Source organism: Ureibacillus endophyticus (assembly GCF_024159215.1).
GTDB lineage: Bacteria > Bacillota > Bacilli > Bacillales_A > Planococcaceae > Ureibacillus > Ureibacillus endophyticus.
The window spans coordinates 671,409-695,188 of record NZ_JAMYWW010000001.1 but is presented as its reverse complement, the minus strand read 5'-3'; the positions used below and the strand labels follow the sequence as shown (position 1 = coordinate 695,188).

The 23,780-nt window shown below is 32.5% G+C and carries 25 protein-coding genes and 1 pseudogene; 1 reads left to right on the top strand and 25 read right to left on the bottom strand.

Translation table 11 applies throughout. The features are described from left to right. Nucleotides 1-25: 25 nt before the first annotated feature. The 9 genes and pseudogenes from NKR20_RS03395 to NKR20_RS19580 form a co-directional block, all read right to left on the bottom strand. Entirely contained in the window at nt 26-1,090 is a 1,065-nt protein-coding gene (locus tag NKR20_RS03395) for a DUF418 domain-containing protein (protein WP_253423643.1), read from the bottom strand. Nucleotides 1,091-1,241: 151 nt separating this feature from the next. Beyond that, a complete protein-coding gene (hpf, locus tag NKR20_RS03390) occupies nt 1,242-1,796 on the bottom strand; it encodes a ribosome hibernation-promoting factor, HPF/YfiA family (protein ID WP_121213935.1) in 555 nt (184 codons plus the stop codon). Between the two features lie 112 nt (nt 1,797-1,908). Then, complete coding sequence (locus NKR20_RS03385) at nt 1,909-2,298, bottom strand: PilZ domain-containing protein (protein ID WP_253423640.1); 390 nt, start codon at nt 2,296-2,298, stop codon at nt 1,909-1,911. Nucleotides 2,299-2,558: 260 nt separating this feature from the next. Beyond that, nucleotides 2,559-2,963, bottom strand: a complete 405-nt coding sequence (fliS, locus tag NKR20_RS03380; RefSeq protein ID WP_253423637.1) for a flagellar export chaperone FliS — start codon at nt 2,961-2,963, stop codon at nt 2,559-2,561. A gap of 34 nt (nt 2,964-2,997) precedes the next feature. Continuing rightward, nucleotides 2,998-3,357 carry a flagellar protein FliT gene (fliT, locus tag NKR20_RS03375; RefSeq protein WP_253423634.1) on the bottom strand — a complete coding sequence of 120 codons (360 nt, stop codon included), beginning with the start codon at nt 3,355-3,357 and terminating at the stop codon, nt 2,998-3,000. Nucleotides 3,358-3,375: 18 nt separating this feature from the next. Beyond that, the gene (fliD, locus tag NKR20_RS03370; RefSeq protein ID WP_253423631.1) at nt 3,376-5,856 is read right to left on the bottom strand and encodes a flagellar filament capping protein FliD; all 2,481 of its coding nucleotides are present in this window, start codon (nt 5,854-5,856) and stop codon (nt 3,376-3,378) included. 23 nt (nt 5,857-5,879) lie between these two features. Further along, entirely contained in the window at nt 5,880-6,233 is a 354-nt protein-coding gene (locus NKR20_RS03365) for a flagellar protein FlaG (RefSeq protein WP_253423628.1), read from the bottom strand. A 171-nt stretch (nt 6,234-6,404) separates the two neighbouring features. Then, entirely contained in the window at nt 6,405-6,623 is a 219-nt protein-coding gene (locus tag NKR20_RS03360) for a hypothetical protein (RefSeq protein ID WP_253423624.1), read from the bottom strand. A gap of 270 nt (nt 6,624-6,893) precedes the next feature. Continuing rightward, nucleotides 6,894-7,167, bottom strand: a pseudogene (locus NKR20_RS19580) (IS91 family transposase); the annotation flags it as partial. Nucleotides 7,168-7,225: 58 nt separating this feature from the next. Between NKR20_RS19580 and NKR20_RS03355 the strand changes: the two are divergent. Then, nucleotides 7,226-7,420 carry an IS66 family transposase gene (locus tag NKR20_RS03355; RefSeq protein WP_253423621.1) on the top strand — a complete coding sequence of 65 codons (195 nt, stop codon included), beginning with the start codon at nt 7,226-7,228 and terminating at the stop codon, nt 7,418-7,420. A gap of 168 nt (nt 7,421-7,588) precedes the next feature. Here the strand turns inward: NKR20_RS03355 and pseI are convergent, their stop codons facing one another. The 16 genes from pseI to flgK all read right to left on the bottom strand — a co-directional run bounded on the left by pseI (nt 7,589) and on the right by flgK (nt 23,745). Beyond that, on the bottom strand, nt 7,589-8,644 hold the full coding sequence (gene pseI / locus NKR20_RS03350; protein WP_253423618.1) for a pseudaminic acid synthase: 1,056 nt from the start codon (nt 8,642-8,644) through the stop codon (nt 7,589-7,591). Beyond that, nucleotides 8,626-9,189: a UDP-4-amino-4,6-dideoxy-N-acetyl-beta-L-altrosamine N-acetyltransferase gene (pseH, locus tag NKR20_RS03345; protein ID WP_253423616.1), complete on the bottom strand. Its 564-nt coding sequence runs from the start codon at nt 9,187-9,189 to the stop codon at nt 8,626-8,628. Before pseH ends, pseI begins: the two co-directional genes overlap by 19 nt. A gap of 20 nt (nt 9,190-9,209) precedes the next feature. Then, nucleotides 9,210-10,238, bottom strand: a complete 1,029-nt coding sequence (gene pseG / locus NKR20_RS03340) for a UDP-2,4-diacetamido-2,4,6-trideoxy-beta-L-altropyranose hydrolase (RefSeq protein WP_253423613.1) — start codon at nt 10,236-10,238, stop codon at nt 9,210-9,212. A gap of 14 nt (nt 10,239-10,252) precedes the next feature. Continuing rightward, complete coding sequence (locus tag NKR20_RS03335) at nt 10,253-10,939, bottom strand: cytidylyltransferase domain-containing protein (RefSeq protein WP_253423611.1); 687 nt, start codon at nt 10,937-10,939, stop codon at nt 10,253-10,255. Then, the gene (locus NKR20_RS03330; protein ID WP_253423608.1) at nt 10,933-11,718 is read right to left on the bottom strand and encodes an SDR family NAD(P)-dependent oxidoreductase; all 786 of its coding nucleotides are present in this window, start codon (nt 11,716-11,718) and stop codon (nt 10,933-10,935) included. The genes NKR20_RS03335 and NKR20_RS03330 overlap by 7 nt, the downstream gene beginning before the upstream one ends. Nucleotides 11,719-11,721: 3 nt before the next feature. Next, complete coding sequence (locus NKR20_RS03325; RefSeq protein WP_253423605.1) at nt 11,722-12,594, bottom strand: aldo/keto reductase; 873 nt, start codon at nt 12,592-12,594, stop codon at nt 11,722-11,724. Then, nucleotides 12,591-13,745 carry a UDP-4-amino-4,6-dideoxy-N-acetyl-beta-L-altrosamine transaminase gene (pseC, locus tag NKR20_RS03320; protein WP_253428016.1) on the bottom strand — a complete coding sequence of 385 codons (1,155 nt, stop codon included), beginning with the start codon at nt 13,743-13,745 and terminating at the stop codon, nt 12,591-12,593. Before pseC ends, NKR20_RS03325 begins: the two co-directional genes overlap by 4 nt. A gap of 27 nt (nt 13,746-13,772) precedes the next feature. Continuing rightward, a complete protein-coding gene (gene pseB, locus NKR20_RS03315; RefSeq protein ID WP_253423602.1) occupies nt 13,773-14,738 on the bottom strand; it encodes a UDP-N-acetylglucosamine 4,6-dehydratase (inverting) in 966 nt (321 codons plus the stop codon). A gap of 63 nt (nt 14,739-14,801) precedes the next feature. Then, entirely contained in the window at nt 14,802-16,649 is a 1,848-nt protein-coding gene (locus NKR20_RS03310; RefSeq protein WP_253423599.1) for a motility associated factor glycosyltransferase family protein, read from the bottom strand. An 11-nt stretch (nt 16,650-16,660) separates the two neighbouring features. After that, the gene (locus NKR20_RS03305) at nt 16,661-17,011 is read right to left on the bottom strand and encodes a DUF8042 domain-containing protein (RefSeq protein WP_253423596.1); all 351 of its coding nucleotides are present in this window, start codon (nt 17,009-17,011) and stop codon (nt 16,661-16,663) included. 758 nt (nt 17,012-17,769) lie between these two features. Then, the gene (locus NKR20_RS19370) at nt 17,770-19,710 is read right to left on the bottom strand and encodes a flagellin N-terminal helical domain-containing protein (RefSeq protein WP_301285880.1); all 1,941 of its coding nucleotides are present in this window, start codon (nt 19,708-19,710) and stop codon (nt 17,770-17,772) included. Between the two features lie 248 nt (nt 19,711-19,958). Next, nucleotides 19,959-20,171: a carbon storage regulator CsrA gene (gene csrA / locus NKR20_RS03290; RefSeq protein ID WP_253423593.1), complete on the bottom strand. Its 213-nt coding sequence runs from the start codon at nt 20,169-20,171 to the stop codon at nt 19,959-19,961. A gap of 4 nt (nt 20,172-20,175) precedes the next feature. Continuing rightward, nucleotides 20,176-20,613 carry a flagellar assembly protein FliW gene (gene fliW / locus NKR20_RS03285; RefSeq protein ID WP_253423591.1) on the bottom strand — a complete coding sequence of 146 codons (438 nt, stop codon included), beginning with the start codon at nt 20,611-20,613 and terminating at the stop codon, nt 20,176-20,178. A 17-nt stretch (nt 20,614-20,630) separates the two neighbouring features. Further along, nucleotides 20,631-21,185 carry a DUF6470 family protein gene (locus tag NKR20_RS03280; RefSeq protein WP_253423588.1) on the bottom strand — a complete coding sequence of 185 codons (555 nt, stop codon included), beginning with the start codon at nt 21,183-21,185 and terminating at the stop codon, nt 20,631-20,633. Between the two features lie 54 nt (nt 21,186-21,239). Next, entirely contained in the window at nt 21,240-22,151 is a 912-nt protein-coding gene (flgL, locus tag NKR20_RS03275; protein ID WP_253423585.1) for a flagellar hook-associated protein FlgL, read from the bottom strand. Nucleotides 22,152-22,164: 13 nt separating this feature from the next. Further along, nucleotides 22,165-23,745, bottom strand: coding sequence for a flagellar hook-associated protein FlgK (gene flgK, locus NKR20_RS03270; protein WP_253423582.1), 1,581 nt, complete (start codon nt 23,743-23,745; stop codon nt 22,165-22,167). Nucleotides 23,746-23,780 lie beyond the last annotated feature (35 nt).

Genomic DNA, 23,780 nt, shown 5'->3' with positions numbered 1-23,780 from the left:
TGGTCGCAAAATTAATGACCATTTATTACATTTTTTGATTGCCAAATGCACATTGTAAGATATAAATAACAATGCTAAGTAGAACACCCATTGCGACACCAAGTTGACCGAACAAACCGAATCCATAACCATAAAATACAAAAGTACAAATCACGGTTTGTAAAATATAGTTTGATAGAGACAACTTCCCTACATTTTCAAAGACTGAACGAATTCGTACAAATAAATTCGTTTCATAGAGTAATGCAAAGAGACTAATATACCCAATGGACAGTAACATAGAGCCGCCCATTGAAAGTACCCCTGCCCAATTATTTTTCATTAGCCCCAGTGTCTTACAAATCAGCCCAATTGGAACCAAAATAGAACCACTTACATACCACTTTCGCCCAGCTTTCAAATTTTCAAATGCACCTAATTTTGCAACGCCCATTCCAAATAAAAACATAGGGATGTAAATGAAAGGTGCGACGATTAATAGAATTATTATAAAAATAGGATCCTCAAACCCTGGAGGCATGACATCGTTACGGAATTCATAAATGTCCTCGTAAGTGCCATTTCCATATGTATCATATGCTAGCTCATTATATTCCTTCATTTCCTGCTCTTCTTTGGTTGTCGAATCTACTTGGCCATAGCCTAAAGCAGTTGTTAAAACAAAGAGAATAGTCGCCCAAATGAAAAGTGTTTTCGGTTTGCGATTAATAAAAGGTAATAAAACAATCATTATGCTTCCATAAAATAATAGAATATCTCCATCCCATAAGTATGTCGCATGGAGAAACCCAAGAAGGATTAATCCAGTGCTTCGGCGTAGTATTGACCAGCGACTTTTCTTGCCCTTGTTTCGAATAGATTCTACTAATTTAATGAAAGAATAGCCAAATACAAAAGTAAAAATCGGCATGGCAGAACCTTCTACAGCAACTTTAACAAACTTGAGTGCCGCTTCATCTAAAAAAGAAGTTGTTTCGATAGCATCTTTTCCGTACATCCCATATTGAAAAATGAGAAGGTTCGCAAGTAAAATCCCAAGCAAACTAAATCCCCTTAAACCATCAATAAATGAAATTCTTTTTGAATGCATGTTTAACTCCTAATCACTTAATATTTCCATTTTATTCTAACATAATAATTACGTGATAATGAATACTGCCTCGCATTACTAAGTGTATTTTCTATTTAAATGGAATATGAAATCATGAAAAAAGCCCCCGATTTCTCGGGAGCTCCAAACTTTAATTAGTTTCAATTAATCCATATTTGCCATCACGACGTTTATAAACGATGTTCGTATTGTTTGAATCTGCATCTGTATAAACGTAGAAATCATGACCTAAAAGATTCATTTGAAGAATTGCTTCTTCTTGATCCATTGGTTTAAGGTCAAATTGTTTTGTACGTACAATTGTAAACTCATCTTCCTCAACTGGGCTAGGTGTTGTACCAGCCACTTCTTGAGCAAAGTATACGCCTACTCCTTCACGTTCACGGAATTTGCGGTTTACTTTTGTTTTATGTTTACGGATTTGACGCTCTAATTTATCGACAATCAAATCAATTGCTGCATACATATCATCATGACGTTCTTCTGCACGGAGAGTGACGTTTCTCATTGGAATTGTCACTTCTACTTTTGTTTGTTTATCGTTATAAACTTTTAAATTTACGTTAGCGTTCGCACTAACACCTTCGCTGAAATATCGCTCAACTTTCTCGATTTTGTTCTCAACGTATTCGCGAATCGCTGGAGTTACCTCAATGTTTTCACCACGAATGTTAAAGTTTAGCATGTAAACTCCTCCTTTAGTTCCACCTATGTAATATATATTCTCCATAGGTTATAAAAAATCCTACCGCTAAAGAGAATCTTTTTCATATTTCGACAATTTCATTCACAAAAAATTAATATTTTCTATGTTTAGATTGTAAAACCTCTTTTTTGCGGCGTCGTTTCATTTCACTAATAATCAATTCATCTATATCTTTTTGTGCTGTGAGGACTACACCACATTGGAACCCAGATCCTAAAGGCTTACTCCACACAATGTCACCTAAAGCGCGGATGGTTGTAACGTCAAGAACGAACTGAATTTCAACTTGTAATGAAGGATCATTTAAATATTTCTCTATTTCTGGTCCACAAAATAACTTCATGCCTCGTGGACTAATATCTAATATTTTCCCATTATATTTTTCAATATTAACTGGCTTATCATTTATGTATATTCCATAAGTTGATTCGATAGGTTCATTGAAAACGAAACGAAAGCCTTCTTTCCTTTTAAAGTTCATATTGTTCCTCCTAAAACAATTCATAAAAGGAAGCAAAGTTACATGAGGTTGTGAACTTTGCCTATTAAGATATTTATAGCATGACTTTAATATATTAGGTAGTAATATTTGGTAAATTTACTGAAATAGACAAATCTTCATTTTATATGATCCTCATATTCATCTTTTAAGCAAAACAAAACTCATAAACCTCCTTTAAAAGCATATAAAAAAACCTCTCATTAGTAAATGAATACTATTTGAGAGGTAAGGTTAAGCTATTAAACTTGTTGAGTATTACTATATTGTTGTTGACGTGTAATTTGGATAACTTGCTTCCATGTATCACGGAAATCCGTTGTGAGTTCAATTACTTCATCAATCATAGAAATGTCATTTTTAATGTTTGCTTCAATAAGGCGTCGATTCATGTAGTCGTATAAAGAAAGCATTTGCTTAGCTACATCTTGATCTGTATTCAATGTCACCATCAATTCTTTTATAATCGCTTGCGCTTTTTGAATATTTGTGTTTTTTTCTTGAATATTATTATCTACGATTGCTTCTTTTCCTTTAACTAAGAATTTTAAACAACCGTTATATAACATTAGTGTGAGTTCTCCTGGAGAAGCAGTTGTAACACTATTTTGTTTATATGCATTATATGCAGAAGTTGGTGTAGCCATTTATTACACTCCTTTTTTTAGAGAAAACGTCCATTTACTTTTTCTTATCATAATACATTCCATCCATAACACGAACAGATGAATATGGATTACTATAATGTTTTTCATTTTTTTTGGCAGTTTGTAGGTTTTTCAAATCTTTTTTTACTTCTTCCATGACAACAGTCAATCGTTCACGAACCCCTTTATCTAGGTCCATCAGCATGTTATGAGCTTTATTTTGTAAGTTTAATGAGACTCCTTCTTCTTTTAATAGAGCAACTAGTTTTCCACGTTCATCGAGCTGACGGTCAATGTCTTGAATAAATTCGTCCCGCTTCTCTCCCTTTGGAACGTCTTCTAAAAATTGAAAGAGTTTAGCTGAGAGTTGGAGCAACTTTTGTAAATTATCCATAATGGTACATCTCCAATTTTATGAGAAATAAGAACTTAATGAAGTATATTGCTGATTTGCTTTATTAATGGCTGTTTCCATCGCAGTGAACTGTTTCCAATAGCGAGTTTCAAGATCTGCCAATTTATCTTGCCATGTTTTAATACTATTATCAACATCTCTTAAATATTTCCCAAGAGTATACTGCGTTTCACTCATTGTTGAGCGACCAGCACGTTCTTCAATTTTAGACTTAATTTTACTCATTTCACCACGCAGCTTTTGAGCTAAACCTCGAGTATCCACTTCTTTCGTGACACCATTTATGACCATTGTATCTTTTTCTTTACCACTAGGGTATGACAATAATTTACTTACTGCATCTGGATCTTCTTCTAAAGCTTGACGCAATTTCGTTTCGTCTATTTGTAGAGTACCACCGGAATTATAATTACTTGAAGTAGTAATGCCAATACTATAAAGGGTATTATACTTCACATTATCAACAGCTGGATTTGATTGATAGACAAGAGAACGCATTGAAGATAGACCATTTCTAATAATCGTATCTCCACGAAGTATACCACTTTTCGCTTTCTTCTCCCACAGTTCAATCTGTTTTTCTTCCATTGCCTCTTTCTGAGGATTCGTTAAAGGTTGATAATCACGGTATTTCGTCTCAGTTGTTAAATTATATAGATCTGTAATAAGTCCATTGTAAGTCGTTACAAACTCTTTAATTCTATTTACAATGTCATCTACATTTGTTGAATATGTCATCGTTACTGCTGGTTCTGTTTTAAGGTCCTTATATACATCTGCATCTTGATCAATCGTCCCATTAGACTTTAATGGTATTTTTGCTTCTTTTACAGCAGCTTTTGTAACTTTTACTGTGTTCTCAGCATTTGTTACACGAGTCTCTGCAGCCTTGTATTCCTCTTCTGAATTTAAATAATCTTTTCGCGCAACATTCTGTTCAGCCAATTTTTTGAAATTTGTTAAATCTTCTTTTGATAAACTATCTAGTGCTTCAATTTGGCTTTGACTTAATTTTTCTAACTTCGCTCTTAAATTATCATCTTCAATTTCGGAAATAGCATTTTCTAAAGCAAAGTCTATTTCACTGATAATAGATATTTCATCAATTCCATCAATTTTTAAATCATTAAAGAATGTATCCCCCAAGAGATTATATTTTGATTTTAACTCATCTGCTTTTACTCTATCAGGGTCTTTCTCTTGCTTTTCCTCATTCTTTAAAGTGTCCCAATCTGCCTGTGGCTTGAATCGTTCATTTATTTCCGCTTGAGTTACTTTTGAGAATGTAACTAATTGATCGTCTGTTAGTGCTTCTAATTTCTTTTTACTATTATCACTTAAACTGTTATTAGTTTTAATAGCATTTCTAATCTCATCAGCATCTTCACTTGTGATGCTTGAAATAAAATTTGTTTCTACTGGAGTCAACTCTTTCCAGAAGTTACTTCCCAGCTTATTATATTTTTCTTGTTCGGATAGCGTTAATGTATTAGCAGGACCGCCAAAAGCATCTGTGTATGCTTTGTTATGCACTTCAGTAAAACTTGGTTTTTTATCTCGCTCTTCTGCTGTTGTATAATAATTATTCAGTGCATCAATTCGCTGTTCAGATTTATTTGTTAAATTTTCTTTTGCTTTTGTCCGTTCAGTCAATGCTGCATTATACTTTTGTGTAATTGTTTGAATCTCATTAAATGTTTCTTTTAACGTTACATTATATCCTGAAATTGTAAATGTGTTAGTTGAACGTTCTGTTGCGATACCATTTACTAGAAAAATAGCATTCTTCCCTTCTGTAGTTAGAATGCTTTTCGGCGTATCAACTGAACCTGCATTAAATCCTAAATCATTAAATATTTCTATTGAATTCTCGCCAATTTCAATTTCAGCTCCAGCTTTATTATCTCCGGTATTTTTAGCTGTCAAGGAGAAGCGTCCATTTTCAAATACTAGGGTAACACCGGCATTACTAGAATTCACTTTACTAACAAACTGATTTACTGTCATATCACCAGTAAATTCAATTTTTGTATATTTATCTGGCATCTCTCCATTATTTTGTATAGCCTTTAACTCTATTGAAAATGAACCTGTTTCACCTAATAAATCCTTCATTTTTGTTGTACCGACAGCATTCACTTGCTTGCCTAATGCTCTTGCTGCTACAGCGAGTTGTGAAACACCTTCAATTGATACATTCCCTGCTGCCGAACTAGTTGCAACGACACCGACTCTATCGGGATTTGAAGATGTAGCTGTTTTTGAATTTATACTTTTAATGACTAAATTATCTGCTATATACGTATCAAGTGTTTGCAGCTTTGTATTAACTTCTCGATAAGCATCTCTCTGCCATTCGTAAGTTTGTTTCTTCTGTTCTAATTTATCTAAAGGTGCTCTTTCTGTTTGCATTAACTTTTCTACAAGACTATCAATATCCATTCCAGATGCTAAGCCGCCAATACGCGTTGTTGCCATGGAATTTCCTCCTATACGTTAATTTATATTTTTTCGTCAACGATCATTCCTACTAATTTTTGCATTTCATAATATACATCTAATAGCTTTTTAGATGGAATTTCTCTAATCACTTCTTCTGTTTCAGTATTTACTAACTGTACGAAATATTCTTCAAGTCCATCATGATAAACAAATTTTAATTCTCTATTATTGATTTCAAAAAAATCATTTATTGAATCTACTGCCTGTTGAAGCTTCTCTTTAGGTAATTCTTGTTCATTTGTCTGAATTGATGTTTGTTGATTAACTGTATTTTCAGTATTAACCATTTGCGATTCTAAAGAAGTAGTTAAAGATACTTTATCTATTGAATTTATTTGTAATTCAACACGCATACACTCTCCTCCCAAACAATAAACGTCTTAATTTATTTATCGTCAGTTTTACAGAATTTTTTATGTTGTATGGAATTTGTTGCCGGTTAATTTAAAATTAGTAATGATTATTAGAATTGAGTATTTCTCAATAAAATAATTATTCTACTAAAAAAGAGCAACGTTACAATCCTAATTTACCTCGAATTGTAACTGTTGCTCTATGGAATGTACTTCTTGTTTCAATCTGTTCAACTGTTCTTTCAGTCTTTCACGTTCACATGGCAGTAGTTCATAATCACGAGCGTACTCCGCAAGTTCTTTCATTTCGTAAAGCTTGTTCTCAATCTTTTTTAGAATGCTATCTTGCCATTTACAACATTCTACTTGTTCAACTAAAAACTTTTTCATTCTTGCTGTTCTTTATTCATATGTCCACTTCCACCCAAAATTTTCTATTTCCTTTAAAATATACTTTTTCTATTTCACTACCGTCGTATGAAAATTTCTGAATTTTCATTTTTCAATAGTAAAAATTGGAAACACCAAAACTAAGGTAATAAACATCCACTTTTTTCATTATAAATTGTCATATTTACAATAACGAATAACAATTTCTCGATATTTCTTATCATGAAGTTAATACTTTTTTACATTTTTAATGCATCTACTATACATCTAAAAGTGCCAAATCGTTTTAAATTCCTCATTTAGAATATGACGAATTATAAGAAAGATAAATTCTACTACTGTCACATTTTCCATCTTTTCTGAGCAATCTGTTTTATCAACATATTTAAATGTCTCCATTTGACTATCATAGCCATCTTGTTTAAATTCTTTTCTATTTTAGTTCAGTTACACCTCATCGAATTAATTTTAATACAACCGTATGCCATTGTTTTCTTAACCTCTCAAAATGCAACAAGTCATACCCTTTCCATTCTCCTTTTTCGATATAACACCATCGTCACAAGCCAGTTAAATCAACACCTATAATTGAGTATATCGCAGTGTCAAAAGTGAAGGTCCGATTATTGTTTTATTTAAAAGGATTCTATCTTAGGAAAGAGCAACATTTAAAAGATTTAGTTAGTGACTTTAAAGGTACAGTTACTTACGATGGCTATTCAGCTTATAGGCAATTGCCCCATGTACAATTTGCGAATTATTGGGCGCATGTTCGTCGTTATTGGTTAAAAGCTTAAAGTAAAAATGGACAAATCAGTGTTCAATATTGCAATCGATAGTTCCAAATCAAGCGTAATATTAAACATCATTCACCAGAGGATTGTATACAAATTCGTCAACAAGAAGCAATTCGATATGACCTATCCTTTATGAATACAAAACAGTCAATTATAAGGACAAGTTTATTAAAATAAATCATTAAATAAAATTGGCATACCCATTTTATATTCTTTGTTAGCTCTAATACCCAGAATTTTCTCATAGTATTTAGGCTCTAATCCATATCCTGGTCTAACAATTCTAATATTTTCTTTTGTAAATGGTTCACCTTTTTTAATATCTTTTGCTACATAAATAGACCGTCTAAATTTTAATGATGCCTTCTCTTTTTCGGTTGGACCATATGTTATTTCACCTAAAGCTTGCCATGCCCGTTCTGTTTCTTCTACCAAGGTTTTCATTTCAGCTGGCTCCATCGAAAATGTAGAATCAACACCACCATCTTTACGAGATAAAGTAAAATGTTTCTCGATAACTGTTGCTCCCAATGCAACACTTGCAACAGCTACTCCTACTCCTAGTGTGTGATCTGACAAGCCAATTTGAACATCTTTAAATAATTGCTTCATATGGGGAATTGTTAAAATATTTGTATTTTCAGGTGTTGCAGGATACGTGCTTGTACATTTTAATAATACTAACTCTTTACAGCCTGCTTCTTTTGCAGTACGTACTAATTCATCTAACTCTGCTAATGTTGCCATACCTGTCGAGACAATCATAGGTTTCCCAGTAGCTGCTACCTTCTTAATTAAAGGTAAATCTGTATTTTCAAAAGAGGCTATTTTATATAAAGGCACATCTAGTTCTTCTAAAAAATCAACCGCTGTCTCGTCAAATGGTGTACTAAAAGCAATCATACCTAATTTTTTTGCACGATCAAAAATACGCTTATGCCATTCCCATGGCGTATAAGCTTGTTGATATAATTGATATAGATTTTGACCTTTCCACAAGCTATCATCATCACTAATATTGAACTCCGGATTTTCAATATTCAATGTCATCGTATCCGCTGTATAAGTTTGAATCTTTAATGCATGAGCACCTGCTTTTGCTGCAGCCTCTACTATTTCCAAAGCCCGCTCTAAAGATTGATTGTGGTTTCCAGACATTTCAGCAATAATAAAGGGTCTATTTAAAGGGCCTATTTTAAATTGACCTACTTTAATTTGTGACATTTGAACCGCTCCTCTAACTCCATTCTAATATTACTAGATGTTTCTTGCCATTCATCATTAAAGATACTATAAAGAAGTACATCTTCAAATTTTTCATTCCTTTGAATATGTTTACGTAGAACGCCATCTAATTTAAAGCCTAATTTGTCATGAAAATTTTGGCTAATGAGATTTGATCCTAAGACTTCAGCACATAATTTTCTAATACCCATAATAGAAAATATATATTCTAAAGAAGTGAATCCTAAAAATAGTCCTGCTCCTTTTGTTGGATTATTCTTACCTATATAAAAACCCCAATTACATTTATTAGAGACTAAATCTATATCAGTTATATTTAAAATGCCATAATCTTCATTATCTAATGTGAAAATTTTTGAAATCATATTACTACTTTTTAGAAGATTAGCGTACCAAGTGATATGTTGTTCCCAACTAATAATTGAATCACTAAACATTACATTTCTTATAAATTCTTGGTTGCGCCAATCTAAGATTTTTCCCAAGTCTTCTCTATGTATATCTCTTAAATTAGCTTGAATCAATTTTCTCACTACCTTTATTATTACTTAAACAAAGACAGACAATTGTCACTTATTTTAGTAACTAAACTTTGATTGCTAAGAAATTGTTGCATTGAATTTCTAATCATCAGTTCTGTAACCTTAAAAGATGTTCCTAAATAAAATATTATATTTTTTTTATGTAATCCTTCAGCAATTTCAATTTGATTATCTGCAACTGTAATAACTATTGATGGCAAAAGTAAATATGCTCTTTCCCAAGTTGCTGCTCCGCCAGCTCCTATTGCTAAGTCCGCCCTAGCCATCAATTCGGCCATATTATTGACTTGACAATGAAACATAACCCCATGAATTGATTTACAAAGTTCTTTTATAACTTTCTTTTTTGAATTTGAATTCCCTACTACTACATCAACTTTTAATTGATAAATTTCAATTAAAGATTTAATTGCTCGTAGTACTTTCTCTGTTTCATTTGTTGGATCACTTCCACCAAAGAAAATAAATACACGTTCCACCTGTCCAGAAAAAGGTTTAATTTTTTGGCGAGCATTTTTAAATTCTTCACGAAGAAGCGCATATTTTGGGCCGAGTAAAAGCTTAGTATCACTAGAAACTAATCCATCATAACGAGTATTCATATCTAAATAAAAATTCTGATCTAATAAGATATCACAATAATGCTTACGATTGGCTAAGTCATCTATTACCATTATTTCATTTGTAAAAGGAGTAATCATTTTTTCCCATTTTTCATCTATTGAATAATGATCAATTACTACTCGTTTTACTTCAAATTGTTCTAGTATCTTAATAGTTTGATTTGCATCAATAATCCAATTCTCTTTTGTATACTGCCATAAAGATGTATTTACTGAAGGTAGTTCATGAACTTCAAAGCCATTTTGCTCAATTAATTCAATACAATCACCTTGTGCTTTACGGCAAATAAATACAACAACACTTCCATTTTTTTTTTGCTCGTGAGCATACGTTAAGCATCTCATTACATGACCTGTACCAATTTCTACAGAAGCATCAACTCTAATAAAAATGCCCTTTATATCCATTTCCTCCAAACTTTTTAATTTTTCTCTTTTCTTACATGCGTTATGTAAGCGTCTAAAATATCTGATACAGGAATATTAAACTCATTATATATCTTATATACTTTAATATAATCCTCTAATGTATCTACTGTTATTGAAATATCACTAAGATTTTCTTTATAGAAATCTTCAATAAAATAAACAGAGTATCTATGAGGATTTTGATAATAATATGATGTAACATGTTCTTTATTATGTAAAGACAAATTATTTTGAGTTAGTATTTCTAAAAAGCTTTTTGCTGAAAAAATCTCTACAGCTGATCCAATTGGAGTATTTTTATATCCAATATAATCGAAATTATTTTCAATTATAAAGTTTACTCCATAATCAATAAGCTTTGCCTCTGTTAATGGATTATCTGCAGTAATCCGCACAACAATATCAGCATTACTTAAATTTACGACCTCTACAAAACGTTCGAATACATTTTCTAAATTGCCCCGATAACATTTGGTGTTATTTTTTAAAGCTATTTCTTCTATTAAATCATCTTCTGAGTTAGTTGAGGTGGCTATGTATAATTCATGCAAAAGCTTGGATACCTTTACTCTTTCTATTACTCTTTCTAAAAGAGTTTTACCATCAATATTTAACATTACTTTCGCTGGTAATCTTGTTGAAGAAATTCTTGCTTGGATAATACCAACTATTTTTACCATATAGTCCAGCCTCCATCTACACTAATAGTTTGACCATTAATATAACTCGATGCATTTGAAGCTAGAAGTACGGCTATACCCTTAAGCTCTTCTGGTTTCCCAATTCTCCCCATTGGGTTTTTCTCTGATAATTGTGTAATAAACTCTTGATTTTTTTGTGTAGTTTCGTTAGGGAATGGGCCAGGTGCAATACAATTTGCTCTAATATTCTGGTTACCAAAATGACCAGCTAAATATCTAGTAAATTGGCAAATACTAGCCTTTGCCGCACCGTATTGTGGAGGATTATTTTGCATAGATTTCCCATAAATTGATGGATTAGGTGAAACTAAACCATACATTGATGCTATATTAATAATACTTCCCCCGCCATTTTCCAACATTATTGGAAGGACTTCTTTAGTCATACGATATGTTGCATGTATAGAACCATTAAAACAATCAAGCCAATCTTGCTCACTACTTGTTAAAAGATCTCCGGTTTTACCATAATAGGCATTATTTACAAGAACATCTATCTTATTTTCCTTTGATTGGATATATTTAATACCATCTTTAATCGATTCAATTTTTGTAATATCCATTTTTAGAAATTCTATTTTACTACTGTATTTTTCTCTTAAACCATCAACAAATTGTTTTTTTTCAGTTATACCTCTACTAGCTATATATACTTTCGCTCCATGCTCTAAAAAACCTTCAGTCATAGCAGAGCCTAAATAACCAGTACCTCCAGTTATAACAATAACCTTTCCTTTTAAAGAAAATAAACTTGACACTGACTACCATCTCCTAGGGTCTATGATGTCTATTTCATTTACTGCATATCTGCTAAAATCAATTGTATTAATTTGCATTTTTTGAATTCTCTTATATGCTTCATTAATTTCTTTTAATTGATTCAAATTATTAACACCAATAATAATATTGTCAATTTCATTTATTGAATTAATAAATAAAAGAGCTGATTCTAATTTAGTTAATCCTTTTGTTTTTATAGCATCGAAATAAAAACTTAGCACTTCTACAAATTTTTCCGGCATTTTAGATATATCTTCCAATAGAAGTCCTTGAAGAAATATAGAACGAACATATATTTCTTTCCCTCTCGCCTTTAATACCTTTAAATGATTACCTCGTAATATACGTTGATCTAATACATTAATTGGTAGCTGAATTATATCAAAATTCAAATTTGAATTTAGCAACATTTCAATATCTCGTGTCTCATAGACAGAAACACCTATTTTTTGAACAAGCCCTTCATATTTTAATTTTTCTAATGTTAAAAACAATTTTTCTGAATCTTTTTTATAGCAATCAGCAACATTATGAATAAATATACCGTAAACCTGAGAAATATTTAAACGATTTAAAGAGCTTTTTAAAGTATCCTTGACGAACTTTAAATCATCATCTGTGATTACTTCGTTAGTTATATGCGGCGTTTTTGTAATAATTTTGAATCGATTTCTATGATAATGACCTATAACCAATTCCGAATTTCCATATCCCGGAGCGGTATCCAGTGTATTTATATAATTTTCTTGAGCATAATTAAGAATTTGCTCTACTTCGCTTTTATGGGTAATGCCTAGCATGTTAGTTATTCCATAATCCATTCCAAATTGAGCAGTCCCTAATACAATATTCATTTGTTAGACTCCCTTTCATATCCTAGTACGCGTTTCACAGCATGAATTACATCTTGAACATCACTATTTGTCATTTTTGGATATAAAGGTAACGTAATAATATTTTCATATAAAGATTCTGCTTTAGGTAAATCCCCCTTTTTATAACCTAATTGTTGGTAAAATGATAGAGTATGTACTGGTATATAATGAACATTTACTCCAATATTCATTTTTAATAGCTTTTCAAAAATTTCTTTTCTGTCAACAGTTTTTAATTTAATAATATAAAGATGCCAACTTGAATCGCATTCCATTTTTTGGAATGGTATAATAATCTCAGAAATATTAGCAAAAGCACTATTATATAGTTTTACAATTTCCTTTCGTCTACTTATAAAATTATCTAATTTTTTAAATTGACTTATACCAAGTGCTGCTTGGACATCAGTCATACGATAGTTAAAACCAAGGAATTGCATATCGTAATACCAAGGTCCTTCATCTTTGGGTAATAAACTTTTATCACGTGTAATTCCATGTGAACGGAATTGCAAAAGCAATTGATAAAAGTGTTCGTCATTTGTTGTAATAATTCCACCTTCACCCGTCGTAATATGTTTTACTGGATGAAAGCTAAACATTGTCATATCACTTAAAGACCCAATTTTCTTACCTTTATAAGCTGCACCTAATGCATGAGCAGCATCTTCTATTACAATTAAATTATGCTTTTTTGCAAGTTTATGAATTGGATCTAAATCAACTGGTTGACCAGTAAAGTGTACTGGTATGATTGCTTTTGTTTTATCTGTAATTTGCTTTTCAATTTCAAATGGATCAATATTATATGTTTTCTCATCGATATCTGCAAAAACAACCCTGCCACCAACATAGCTTACACAATTTGCACTTGCCGCAAATGTTATCGGTGTGGTAATTACTTCATCACCTTCACCAATCCCAGCAGCAAAACATGCACCATGTAATGCAGCAGTACCATTTGCAAATGCTACAGCAAATTTTGCTCCAACATAATTAGCTATCGTTTTCTCGAATTCTAGAATTTTTGGTCCAGTTGTTAAATAGTCACTTTTTAATACATTAATTACTGCTTGTATATCATCATCATCTAACCACTGTTTTCCATACGGTAAATAGGAATCACGCATCATTTTACTCCTTAATACAATCAATGACTACATTTCTTCTACTAATTGTTTTATTTGTTCAATTGTTAACCAATCTGTATTGGAATCACTTGTATATGCAAAAGATTCAGGTAGTGATTTTCCCTCTGTATGCTCTTCTTTTTTCCACCATGATAATTCTGGTTGTATTACATAATAATCTTCGTATTCGACCGTGTGCCGAGCATCATCTTCCATAATCATAGCTTCATGTAACTTTTCACCAGGACGAATACCAATAATCTCAATCTCACACTCTGGAGCAATTGCCTTTGCAAGGTCAATCACTTTCATACTTGGAATTTTTGGTACAAATATTTCTCCCCCTTGCATTCTTTCTAAGTTATCTAAGACAAATTGTACCCCTTGATCTAGAGTAATCCAAAATCTTGTCATTCGTTCATCCGTAATCGGTAATACACCAGTATGACGTACTTTTTTAAAGAAAGGTACTACACTTCCACGACTGCCCACAACATTTCCATAGCGCACTACTGCAAAACGAGTATTCTTCTCCCCAACGTATGCATTCGCAGCAACAAATAACTTATCCGATGCAAGCTTTGTTGCACCATATAAATTCACAGGACTGCATGCTTTATCAGTAGAAAGCGCAATTACCTTTTCAACATTTCGATCAATTGCTGCTTCTACAATATTTTGAGCTCCATGAATATTTGTTTTAATAGCTTCAAAAGGATTGTATTCACATGCATCTACATGCTTCATTGCCGCAGCATGTATTACAATATCCACCCCGTCAAACGCACGATATAGACGGTCCTTATCACGTACATCTCCAATAAAGAATCGAATACGTTCATCACCAAATTCTTTCTTCATTTCATATTGTTTTAATTCATCACGGCTGAAAACAATTATTTTTTTTACTCCTAAAGTTAATGCTTTTTTGATAAATTTCCTACCAAATGAGCCTGTACCACCTGTAACTAATACCGTTTTATTGTTTAACATATGTTGTATACTCCTTAATACATAGTTCAGTTATTAATTATCATTAAAAAAGAGCGACATCAGTTATTTTTCCTTTTCTTCAAAAATATTGTCGTCTTTTAATTTTATTAATGCTGGGTGCATAAAATTGTTTATTTCTAAAATTGCTGTCATATACCGTAAAAAAACATCTCCAAACTTCTCCACTTTTTGCCGCGGAAGACGAGCCGCTTTTACTTCATGGGCTCTGCTCATAAATTTCGCATATTGAACTCTTGTAGCAGGTACAACAATTATTTTAAAATATGTCATACGTTTTAGCTTATTAAAAGCACGATCAAAATGTTTTAGTTGTGAGTCTAGTTTTGAAAAAATTCCTCGATTATAATCGTCAATTATTTCTTTTTGAATCTTGCTAGCTTCTCTAAACAAATCAATCATTTCTTCATAACTTTTTTCAAATTCTTTAATATTATTCATAATTTTGTTTACATTATAATTTGGAGCGCCTTGTAACCATTCATCTGTAACTATATTGCCCTGTTGCAATTTTTTCTCTATTACGTCATCTAAAGTCATAAATGTAGTTCCAGTAATTTTCGCTCCATTTTTCGTCGTATTGATAACTTCAGAATGAGAATTACAAAGTTTTAAGATATGTTCCATATCTTCTTTCATGTTTAAAAAACCTTCGTTTGTTTCAATCTTGCTTCCATCAACACTGTCTACTAGTAGGATCCCTTTTTTTTCCGTCTCACTTAATTCATTATTGATGAAATCATATATAATTTCATTTGCGTAACGTTTGTTGTTTACAAACCCTAAATTCTGCCCTACTAAAATTATTGTTTTGATCTTTAGCTTTAAAAGAATAAATAGTGTAATTACAGCAATAGTTCGTGCATCTGGAACGATATCAGTTGTATCTATATCTAAAATATGTTGAGAAAAGGTGTCTTGGCTAGTTACAAAATGAATCATTTTACCAGGGTAATCTTCTAATACTTCGAAACCTATTGAGCTCCCAAAGATTAAAGGTATCGATAACTGTTCTCTTTTTATCCTCTCTGCAACTTTTGCATTAATTGCGTTTGGATCATAACTAAAAAATGCATCTGGCAGTATTTCTGCTTCAATCAGTGCATTTACTGCTGATCCGACAGCAAATATATATGCTCTTCCTTCATTCTTAATTTTTTTTAGATTTTCAATTTCATAAGATAATGAAGGGCCCGCAGCAACAAGAATTACAGGCTTATTTTGTAATAAATTACTTTTTATATCTTTAAATAAGTCAGGTGTTTTTAACACTTCAGAAAAGTTCATTACAGAGTTCAAAATCCATCTTTTCTGATAAACAACATCTGTTCCAATGTTTGTTTTTTTCTTTTTCAAAGCATCTTTTATTTTAAAATGTAAATTGTCAATTTCTTCTCTATATAATCGCCCTGTTATCGGCAACTCAATGATTGCAGAATTCCTCACTATTGTCTCAACGAACTCTTTAAAATTATTAATATCATTTATATTTGTGAAAATTCCCTTAATTTTTTCTTCCTTATATTTTTTGAGATTTATTCTAGATAAAAAAGCTTCCAGTATTTCAAGATTTGGTTCAAAAATGGAAAATGATAAATGAGGATTCTTTTCTAATATCATTTCGATATGATATCCAAGACCTGTTCCTATGAATAGGATATGTTCATTTTTTGAAACATCATTGTATTTTTCAATAAAAGTTTGTGCTTCACGTCTTGGATTGTACTTACTATGCAAACTATAGTTTTGATTATCGAGTTTAAGTACTAGGGTATCTTCTCCATTTTTAGAAGGAATGATTTGAATATTACTAGAAGTATTCTCTAATTCTATTAATTTATTATATGTATTACTGTTTTTTTTCTTCAAAATAATTCTATTATCAATTAACAAACATATTCCTCCTAATTAACTTTTTCAAAAACCCATTCCGTAGAACTGCTAAACAATGGATATATTTCATATTCAAATAAATCCGCTACCGTAATATAATCACCTTGTTCCAACTCGTGATTAATTTCTTTAAGAAAACTTTGAGCTTCGCCAATTCTCGAATTAATTTTTAATTCATATTCCTTCATTTTTTCTTCTACAGATAACAACCAAGATAATCCTTCCGCAAAATTGATAATTAAGTGTAATGCATCATTTATCTCACCTAAACGCAGTTGATTAGCTATTGCCTCACAACCTGGTGCAATTTTACTTACATATTCGTAATACGAATGTTTAATATCATCTATTAAATTCTCCATATAAATACCTCTTCCAATTATTTTTCTAATCTTTATATCGACAACTTTTCTAAAATGTTATACAAATAGCGTCAATTTTACTAATGAGTAATAGATAACAGTTGTTGTTTCAAGGATTAAACACCTGTTTTAATGTATTTAGCGCATACTGAATTGGTTAATTACCTTGAACGTAAATTTACCCCCTTTTGGTAATATCTCTTTTGCTTGTTTACTAAAATCTTCTTAAGAAGGTTAATTAAGCTGTAGTAGCCCAAGAAGTGTTCTCACAGCATCTTTAAATGTTTTTGAGATTTAGCGGATTAAATTATACTTCCTTGATGCGATTCCCTAAAAAAACGTTGATCTCACCCGACAAATGGTACCTTTTCGGCAAAACGTTTTTTACATTGACTACGAAGCCACGATATTTATACATCAACTTAGTTAAACGTCCCCAAAATTCCCATACGCTGGATCAATATGCATTTTGTTCCATCCCTGGAAAATAGATTAGAACATGATTATCTTGTTTAACAAACTTCTCAGTATTTCCACCTTTTATCCTGTAATTCCATGTCAAAATTCACAATGCAAAACTTACTCATCTCTACTTGTTATTGGTCAATTCAAGTATAAAAGAATTAGTGATGTTGTGCATTTTCTTTTTCATAAATTGCAAGAATACCTCAACAATTAATATAGAATCATTACTTTACTGTTCATCACGTAAAAAAGAGACCCTAGAAAAACTAGAGCCTCTTTTATAAAATCTAGAATTAACGAAGAAGTTGTAAAACACCTTGTGGTTGTTGATTAGCTTGAGCTAACATAGCTTGTGCAGCTTGAGAAAGGATAGAGTTTTTAGTTTGTTCCATCATTTCTTTCGCCATGTCAACGTCACGGATACGAGATTCCGCAGCAGTTAAGTTTTCAGAAGATGTGTTTAAGTTGTTGATTGTATGTTCTAAACGGTTTTGATTTGCACCCAGTTTTGAACGTTCAGCTGAAACTCTTTCAATAGCATTATTAAGAACTGTGATCGCTTTTGAAGCATTTTCACTTGTAGAAACATCTAATGCATATTCTGCTCCTGCAGCATTTGTACCGTCAGTTACATCTTTGGTTTGAGTAAGATTAACTGTTTCTTGCTTACCATTATGTGTGAATGTAAGAGTCTTAGTATCACTACTACTAATTCCTAGTGCTTCTGAACGCATATCAGCAATACTTAGATTTAATGATTGATTTTGATTCGCACCAATTTGGAAATTAAGCGACTTATCTTCCCCTGTGTAATTTTCTTCTACTTCAAGATTGAAAGTTCCTTCTTTAAGTTGGCCAGTTTGTGATAAATTAATTCCACCAATACCAGTAATTGTAGTCCCTGATGCTTTTACACCATCATAACCTGAAACAAGAGTAACATTTGTTGCGCCGCTTACTGCATTGCCGTCAGAATCTTTTAAAGTGCCTTTTAATGTATAGTCTTCTTTAATATCAAATTTAAATTCTGCAGCAGATTTAAGTTTTACATCCGTCATATCTATTTCAAATGAAATACCATGTTCAGCATATGTGAATTTACCTGATGTTAGTTGTACTTCATCATCAAATGTTGTTTTCCCATCTGCACCAACGAACGATAATGTTAGTTTGTTTCCAGAAGTGTTAATTGTTCCAGTCCAAGTACCTTTCTGAACATCTTCGTTGGCTGTATTTACTGTAATTTTGCCACTAGCAAACGATGGTGATTTTGCACCAGAGTCAGTAGCGTCTACACTTAGTGAAGTCCATCCTTGTTGATTAACTCCATAAGTTTTTTGAGCACTATGTCCGTTTAAATCAATTGTAACTTTTTCACCGTTTGCTGTATCATCAAGTCCATTAATAGTAAATTCTACTCCGTGGTTACTATAAACAAATTTACCACTTGCATTTGCAGTAATAACATCTGTCGCAGTAATACCAGAAGCACCAGCATTCGTAATTGTTACAGTAATAGTATTTCCTGAAGTTCTCGCAATTTCAATCTTAGAACCAGAAGTACCGTCTATCATTGCGTCACCGGAAGTAGCAGCGACTGTGATTCCACCACCTGCAAAATCAAAGCCTCCACCTGAAATAGTAGCCTTCAAGTCTGGTGATGTCATTAAAGCTTCAGTTGTAATAATTCTAGATTCTTTCGTAACTTCTAATGTATAATCCCCAGCTTTTAATGTAGCATTAGATGCAAGTGATGCGCTCATTCCTGAGATTGTACCACTAATTGAATCAGATTGTCTTACTAAAGTATTATCTTTTTCACCGTTGATAAGTTTTTGAGTGTTGAACTCAGTTGTGTTACCGATACGGTTAATTTCGGAAGTTAATTGGTTAATTTCCTTTTGAATTTCATTACGGTCTGTTTCAGTGTTTGTATCGTTAGCAGCATAAGTAGCTAATTCACGCATACGTTGTAAAATTGAGTGAGTTTCGTTTAAAGCACCTTCAGCTGTTTGGATTAAAGAAATTGCGTCTTGTGAGTTTTTCGCTGCCATGTCTAAACCGCGGATTTGTCCACGCATTTTTTCAGAGATTGCTAAACCTGCAGCGTCATCTCCAGCACGGTTGATACGTAAACCTGAAGATAATTTCTCCATTGATTTTGATTGTCCTGCAGCTGCACTATTTAACTGACGGTGAGTGTTAAGAGCTGCGATATTGTGATTAATTCTCATTTTTAGTTCCTCCTTGGAATAATTAGCTCACGTCCTTGTGAGCAATTCTATTTATGTAGAAGAGAATCAAGCCGGCCGATTCTTTTTTCTCTTGCTTACATTATTAATATCGGATGCCCAAAATTTTCTTTAATAGTTTTTTATTTTTATTTTCATTTTTTCTTTGGCCTTTCAAGGTTATTAATTATTGAGAATCCTCTATATAAAAAAATTTCTCGCCCTAAAAAAGCGAGAAAAATGGTTAAGATTTACTTCAAATTTTTTAAAATATTTAAATTCTTCACTACTGACTCATTATTTGAAGTAGATATATCTTGTCTTAATTCTCCACGAATGACATCTATATTTCTTGGAGCTCTTATTCCAATTTTCACTTGTTCGCCCTTCACTTCTGAAACAATGATTTCCACTTCTTCACCAATCCAAATTGTCTCTCCTACTTTTCGGGATAGCACTAGCATTTGCTCACCCCTTTACACTTTCAAAATGAAATTTGTGGCGGATCCCATAGTTTTCTTTTTCAAGAATTACTTGTTTTGCTTTCTTATTTGTTGTGTTAAAAACTATTGGTGCTTTTAAATTAACTGTTGAATTCTCTAAGGAGTCTTTTAATGAAATAATTGCAAAAACAGCCACTTCATTTTCATTTTGAATATCCAATGCTTTTATTGTTGCTTGGTCTATATCAAATGTATAATCAGAAACAACAATGTATGGACTTGTAATAATAAAAGCAAGCTGCTCCGTTCTTATAGATTGGAGAATTTGAAAGGCACTGTTTTCTTCTAATGGAAGAAGAATAAATTTATCTTCTTCTTCAAATCCTGGAATACCGTGTGCAAAATGCAAAATTTCATTGGGATCAATCGTAATTTCACCCATATATGCCGTTTTTATTTTCATATTTAAATGCTCCTTACTCATACTAACCAATCAATTTTTAAAGATGGATATTGTAACATTTCTACCATTACTTTACCTGGAGTGTACTGATGTATTGGTTTATTGATAGTTGAATTATTAATTACTTTTTGAGGTTCAATTTGGATGTCTACAGTTCCTGGTTCAAAGTTAACTTTAACAGTACCAGCTTGTGGAATAAACTTAATATTTAAACTAGAATATGGTTGCCTTCCACTACGTTTTGCATGCTCTACAATAGGATTTCCACCATTTTCAATTTGCATAAGTTCTTGACCTTCCTGTGCCCTTCTAGCAATCCCCTCTAACAACTCTTGTTGACTTTGTTGCGCTATTTCTCGAGTACGACTCATAGACGTTTTATAATCCATACTTTCTCTTGCATCATAGCTGTCTATGGTTAATTTAGATTTGGTTGTTTGAATTGACATTTTTGCTTGCGGTTGCTGAAGATCAAGATTCGCTTGTGGTTGTTCGATTTGCTGAACAGGTTTTTGTATGTCTAAACCGATCTGGGCATGGGTCGATTGAATTTGTAGTTTTGGGATGTTCATATATAATCTCCCTTCAAAGAAAGCGTTTGGAACAAGTATTCCAAACGCTTTTTATTATCCTAAAAAGTCAACTAACGTTGGTTGAATAATTCGACCGCCAACTGATAATGCAGCACGATGAATCGATTCCTGTGTAATCATTTCAGTTATCGCTTTTTCATAATCAATATCTTCATTTTCTGACATTCTTGATGTTGCAATCACTTCTTGAGAATCTAATCGAGCATCCATTAACTCGACACGATTTTGACGAGCGCCAATATCAGAACGAGTTGTAAGTATTTTGCTCATTATATTGTCAATTGCACTAAGATGTGAAGATAATTCAGAACCCTCTGCTCCATTTTCAATATCTTTACTTATTTTATTAAACATATCATCTATTTCTCTAAAAAGCTGAATAGGTGTCGTATTAATTTGAATAGTGATTCCATCAAATACTTCGATTTCAACCGGCTTATTCAATGGATCTTTCGGATCTGTTGGATTATTATCATCCATAGGTGCTTCATATTCATTTGTAATCACATTAAAAGGTGCTGTATTTGTTTTTGTACCACTAAAAATATAACTATCAGCGATTTTAGTGTTTGCAAGACTTCGTATATGTTCTTTTAATTGTTGTAACTCTGCACTAATTTTTTCTCGATCTTCTGGAGTCATAGTATCAGAAGAAGCTTGTACCATTAATTCGTTTGCTCTTTGTAAAGTAGAGCCTACTTTATCAAAAGTATCATCTGTTGTATCTAACCAGTTATATGCTTCACCAATATTACGGGAAAATTGTTCGACATTATTTAGTTCTGTACGATAGTTAATCCCCTTCATTGCTGTGACAGGATCATCTGATGGTCTAGTTACTTTTTTTCCCGTATTTACCTGCTCTTGAACTTTTCCAAGTTTTGCATAACTATTAGATAAGTTACGAAGCAGATTACCAGAAAGCATAGATTGTGTTACACGCATGGTTTAAACCTCCTTATAATCCAACGCGGCCCATGCCGTTAATAATTTTATCTAAAGTTTCATCAATTACAGTAATCATACGAGCATTTGCATTGTATGCTTTTTGGAATGTAATCATATTTGTCATTTCCTCGTCTAATGAGACCGAGCTTACGGAATCACGACGTTCTTGAACCGCTTGCTGTAGCGTTTCTGCATTGTATTGTAAACGGGATGCTTGTTGTCCATCAACACCAAGTTGACCTATTAGCCCTTCGAAATAGGATTGAGCACTAACATCATCTAGTGCTTTTAATGAATTGAATTTCATATTCGCAAGTTTTAGAGCATTGTTCCCATTCCCTGGTTCTGCGTAAGTTGAATCAGGATTACCCTCTGTATCAAGAACTTGTTCTGAATCTGAAGCAGCAATTAAATTTGGATCATCTATAATTTCTTGTGATACGGTAATATTCCCAGCATTAATGCTAGTATCACTTGAATCTTTTTTAATTACAAAAAATTCTCCACCTGATGCACCTGATAAATCAGTTCCTTCACTATGAATTTTATTAAACTCTTCTGCAAAAGCCTTAGCTAACTTATCTATATTTTCTAGCATTTCAGGTAAGAAACCTTTTTCACTTCCATCTGTAGAAGCATATCCATATGAATCAACTAATGATTTATATTTTCCTACATCATTAAAGTCATTAATATCTACTGATATCTCTTGATTATCTATACCACTAACTACCAATCCTGTTACCATTTTTGTAGGTGTAACGCCATCTGCTAAAGTATTCTCTCCATCATTACTTAATACCGCATGATTATTGCCTTCCACAAGTTTAACTTGAGCGCCATTCACTTTTAATGTAACAGTTACAGAACCTTCTGCGATTGGTAAGGAATTACCACCAGACTTCGTATAAGAAATATCAATCGGGAAATAAGTAGATAATTGATCTATTAAGTTATCACGTGCATCGTATAAATCGTTAGGCATATAGCCATTTGGTTCTATAGATTGAATTTGAAAGTTTATCTCAGCAATTTGTTTTAAGACTGAGTTAGCATCTCTCAATAAAATTCCTATTTCTGCTCCAGTATTTTCTCTAATTTGTTTGATTGAATTATGCATATAATGGAAAGAATCAGTAACTGCAACAGCACGTTGAACGACTACTGCACGAGCCCCACCGTCTTTTGGTCGTACATTTAAATCTTGTAGAGAATTCCAAAACTCATTTAAAGATTGGGCTAAACCATAATCAGATGGCTCTTTTAAAATATCTTCAACTTGCGTAATTGAATGGGACTTTGTTGACCAATACCCAAGTTTACTTGTTTCTTGACGGTATTGCGTATCTACAAATTTATCGCGAATTCGTTCTACAGCTGTTGCTTCAACTCCTGTTCCAATAAAACCTGGTGTTTTCGGAGCATTTAATCCTATTCCTGGATATCCTTGAGTTGGTGCCATATCTACTCGCTGACGGGAATAACCCTCAGTATTTGCATTTGAGATATTATGCCCTGTTGTATATAAAGCACTTTGTTGTGTAAAAAGTCCGCGCTTACTAGCTTCTAATCCCATAAATGTGGAGCGCATGAAGTTTCCTCCTTAAATCGTTTAAGTAGTAGAAT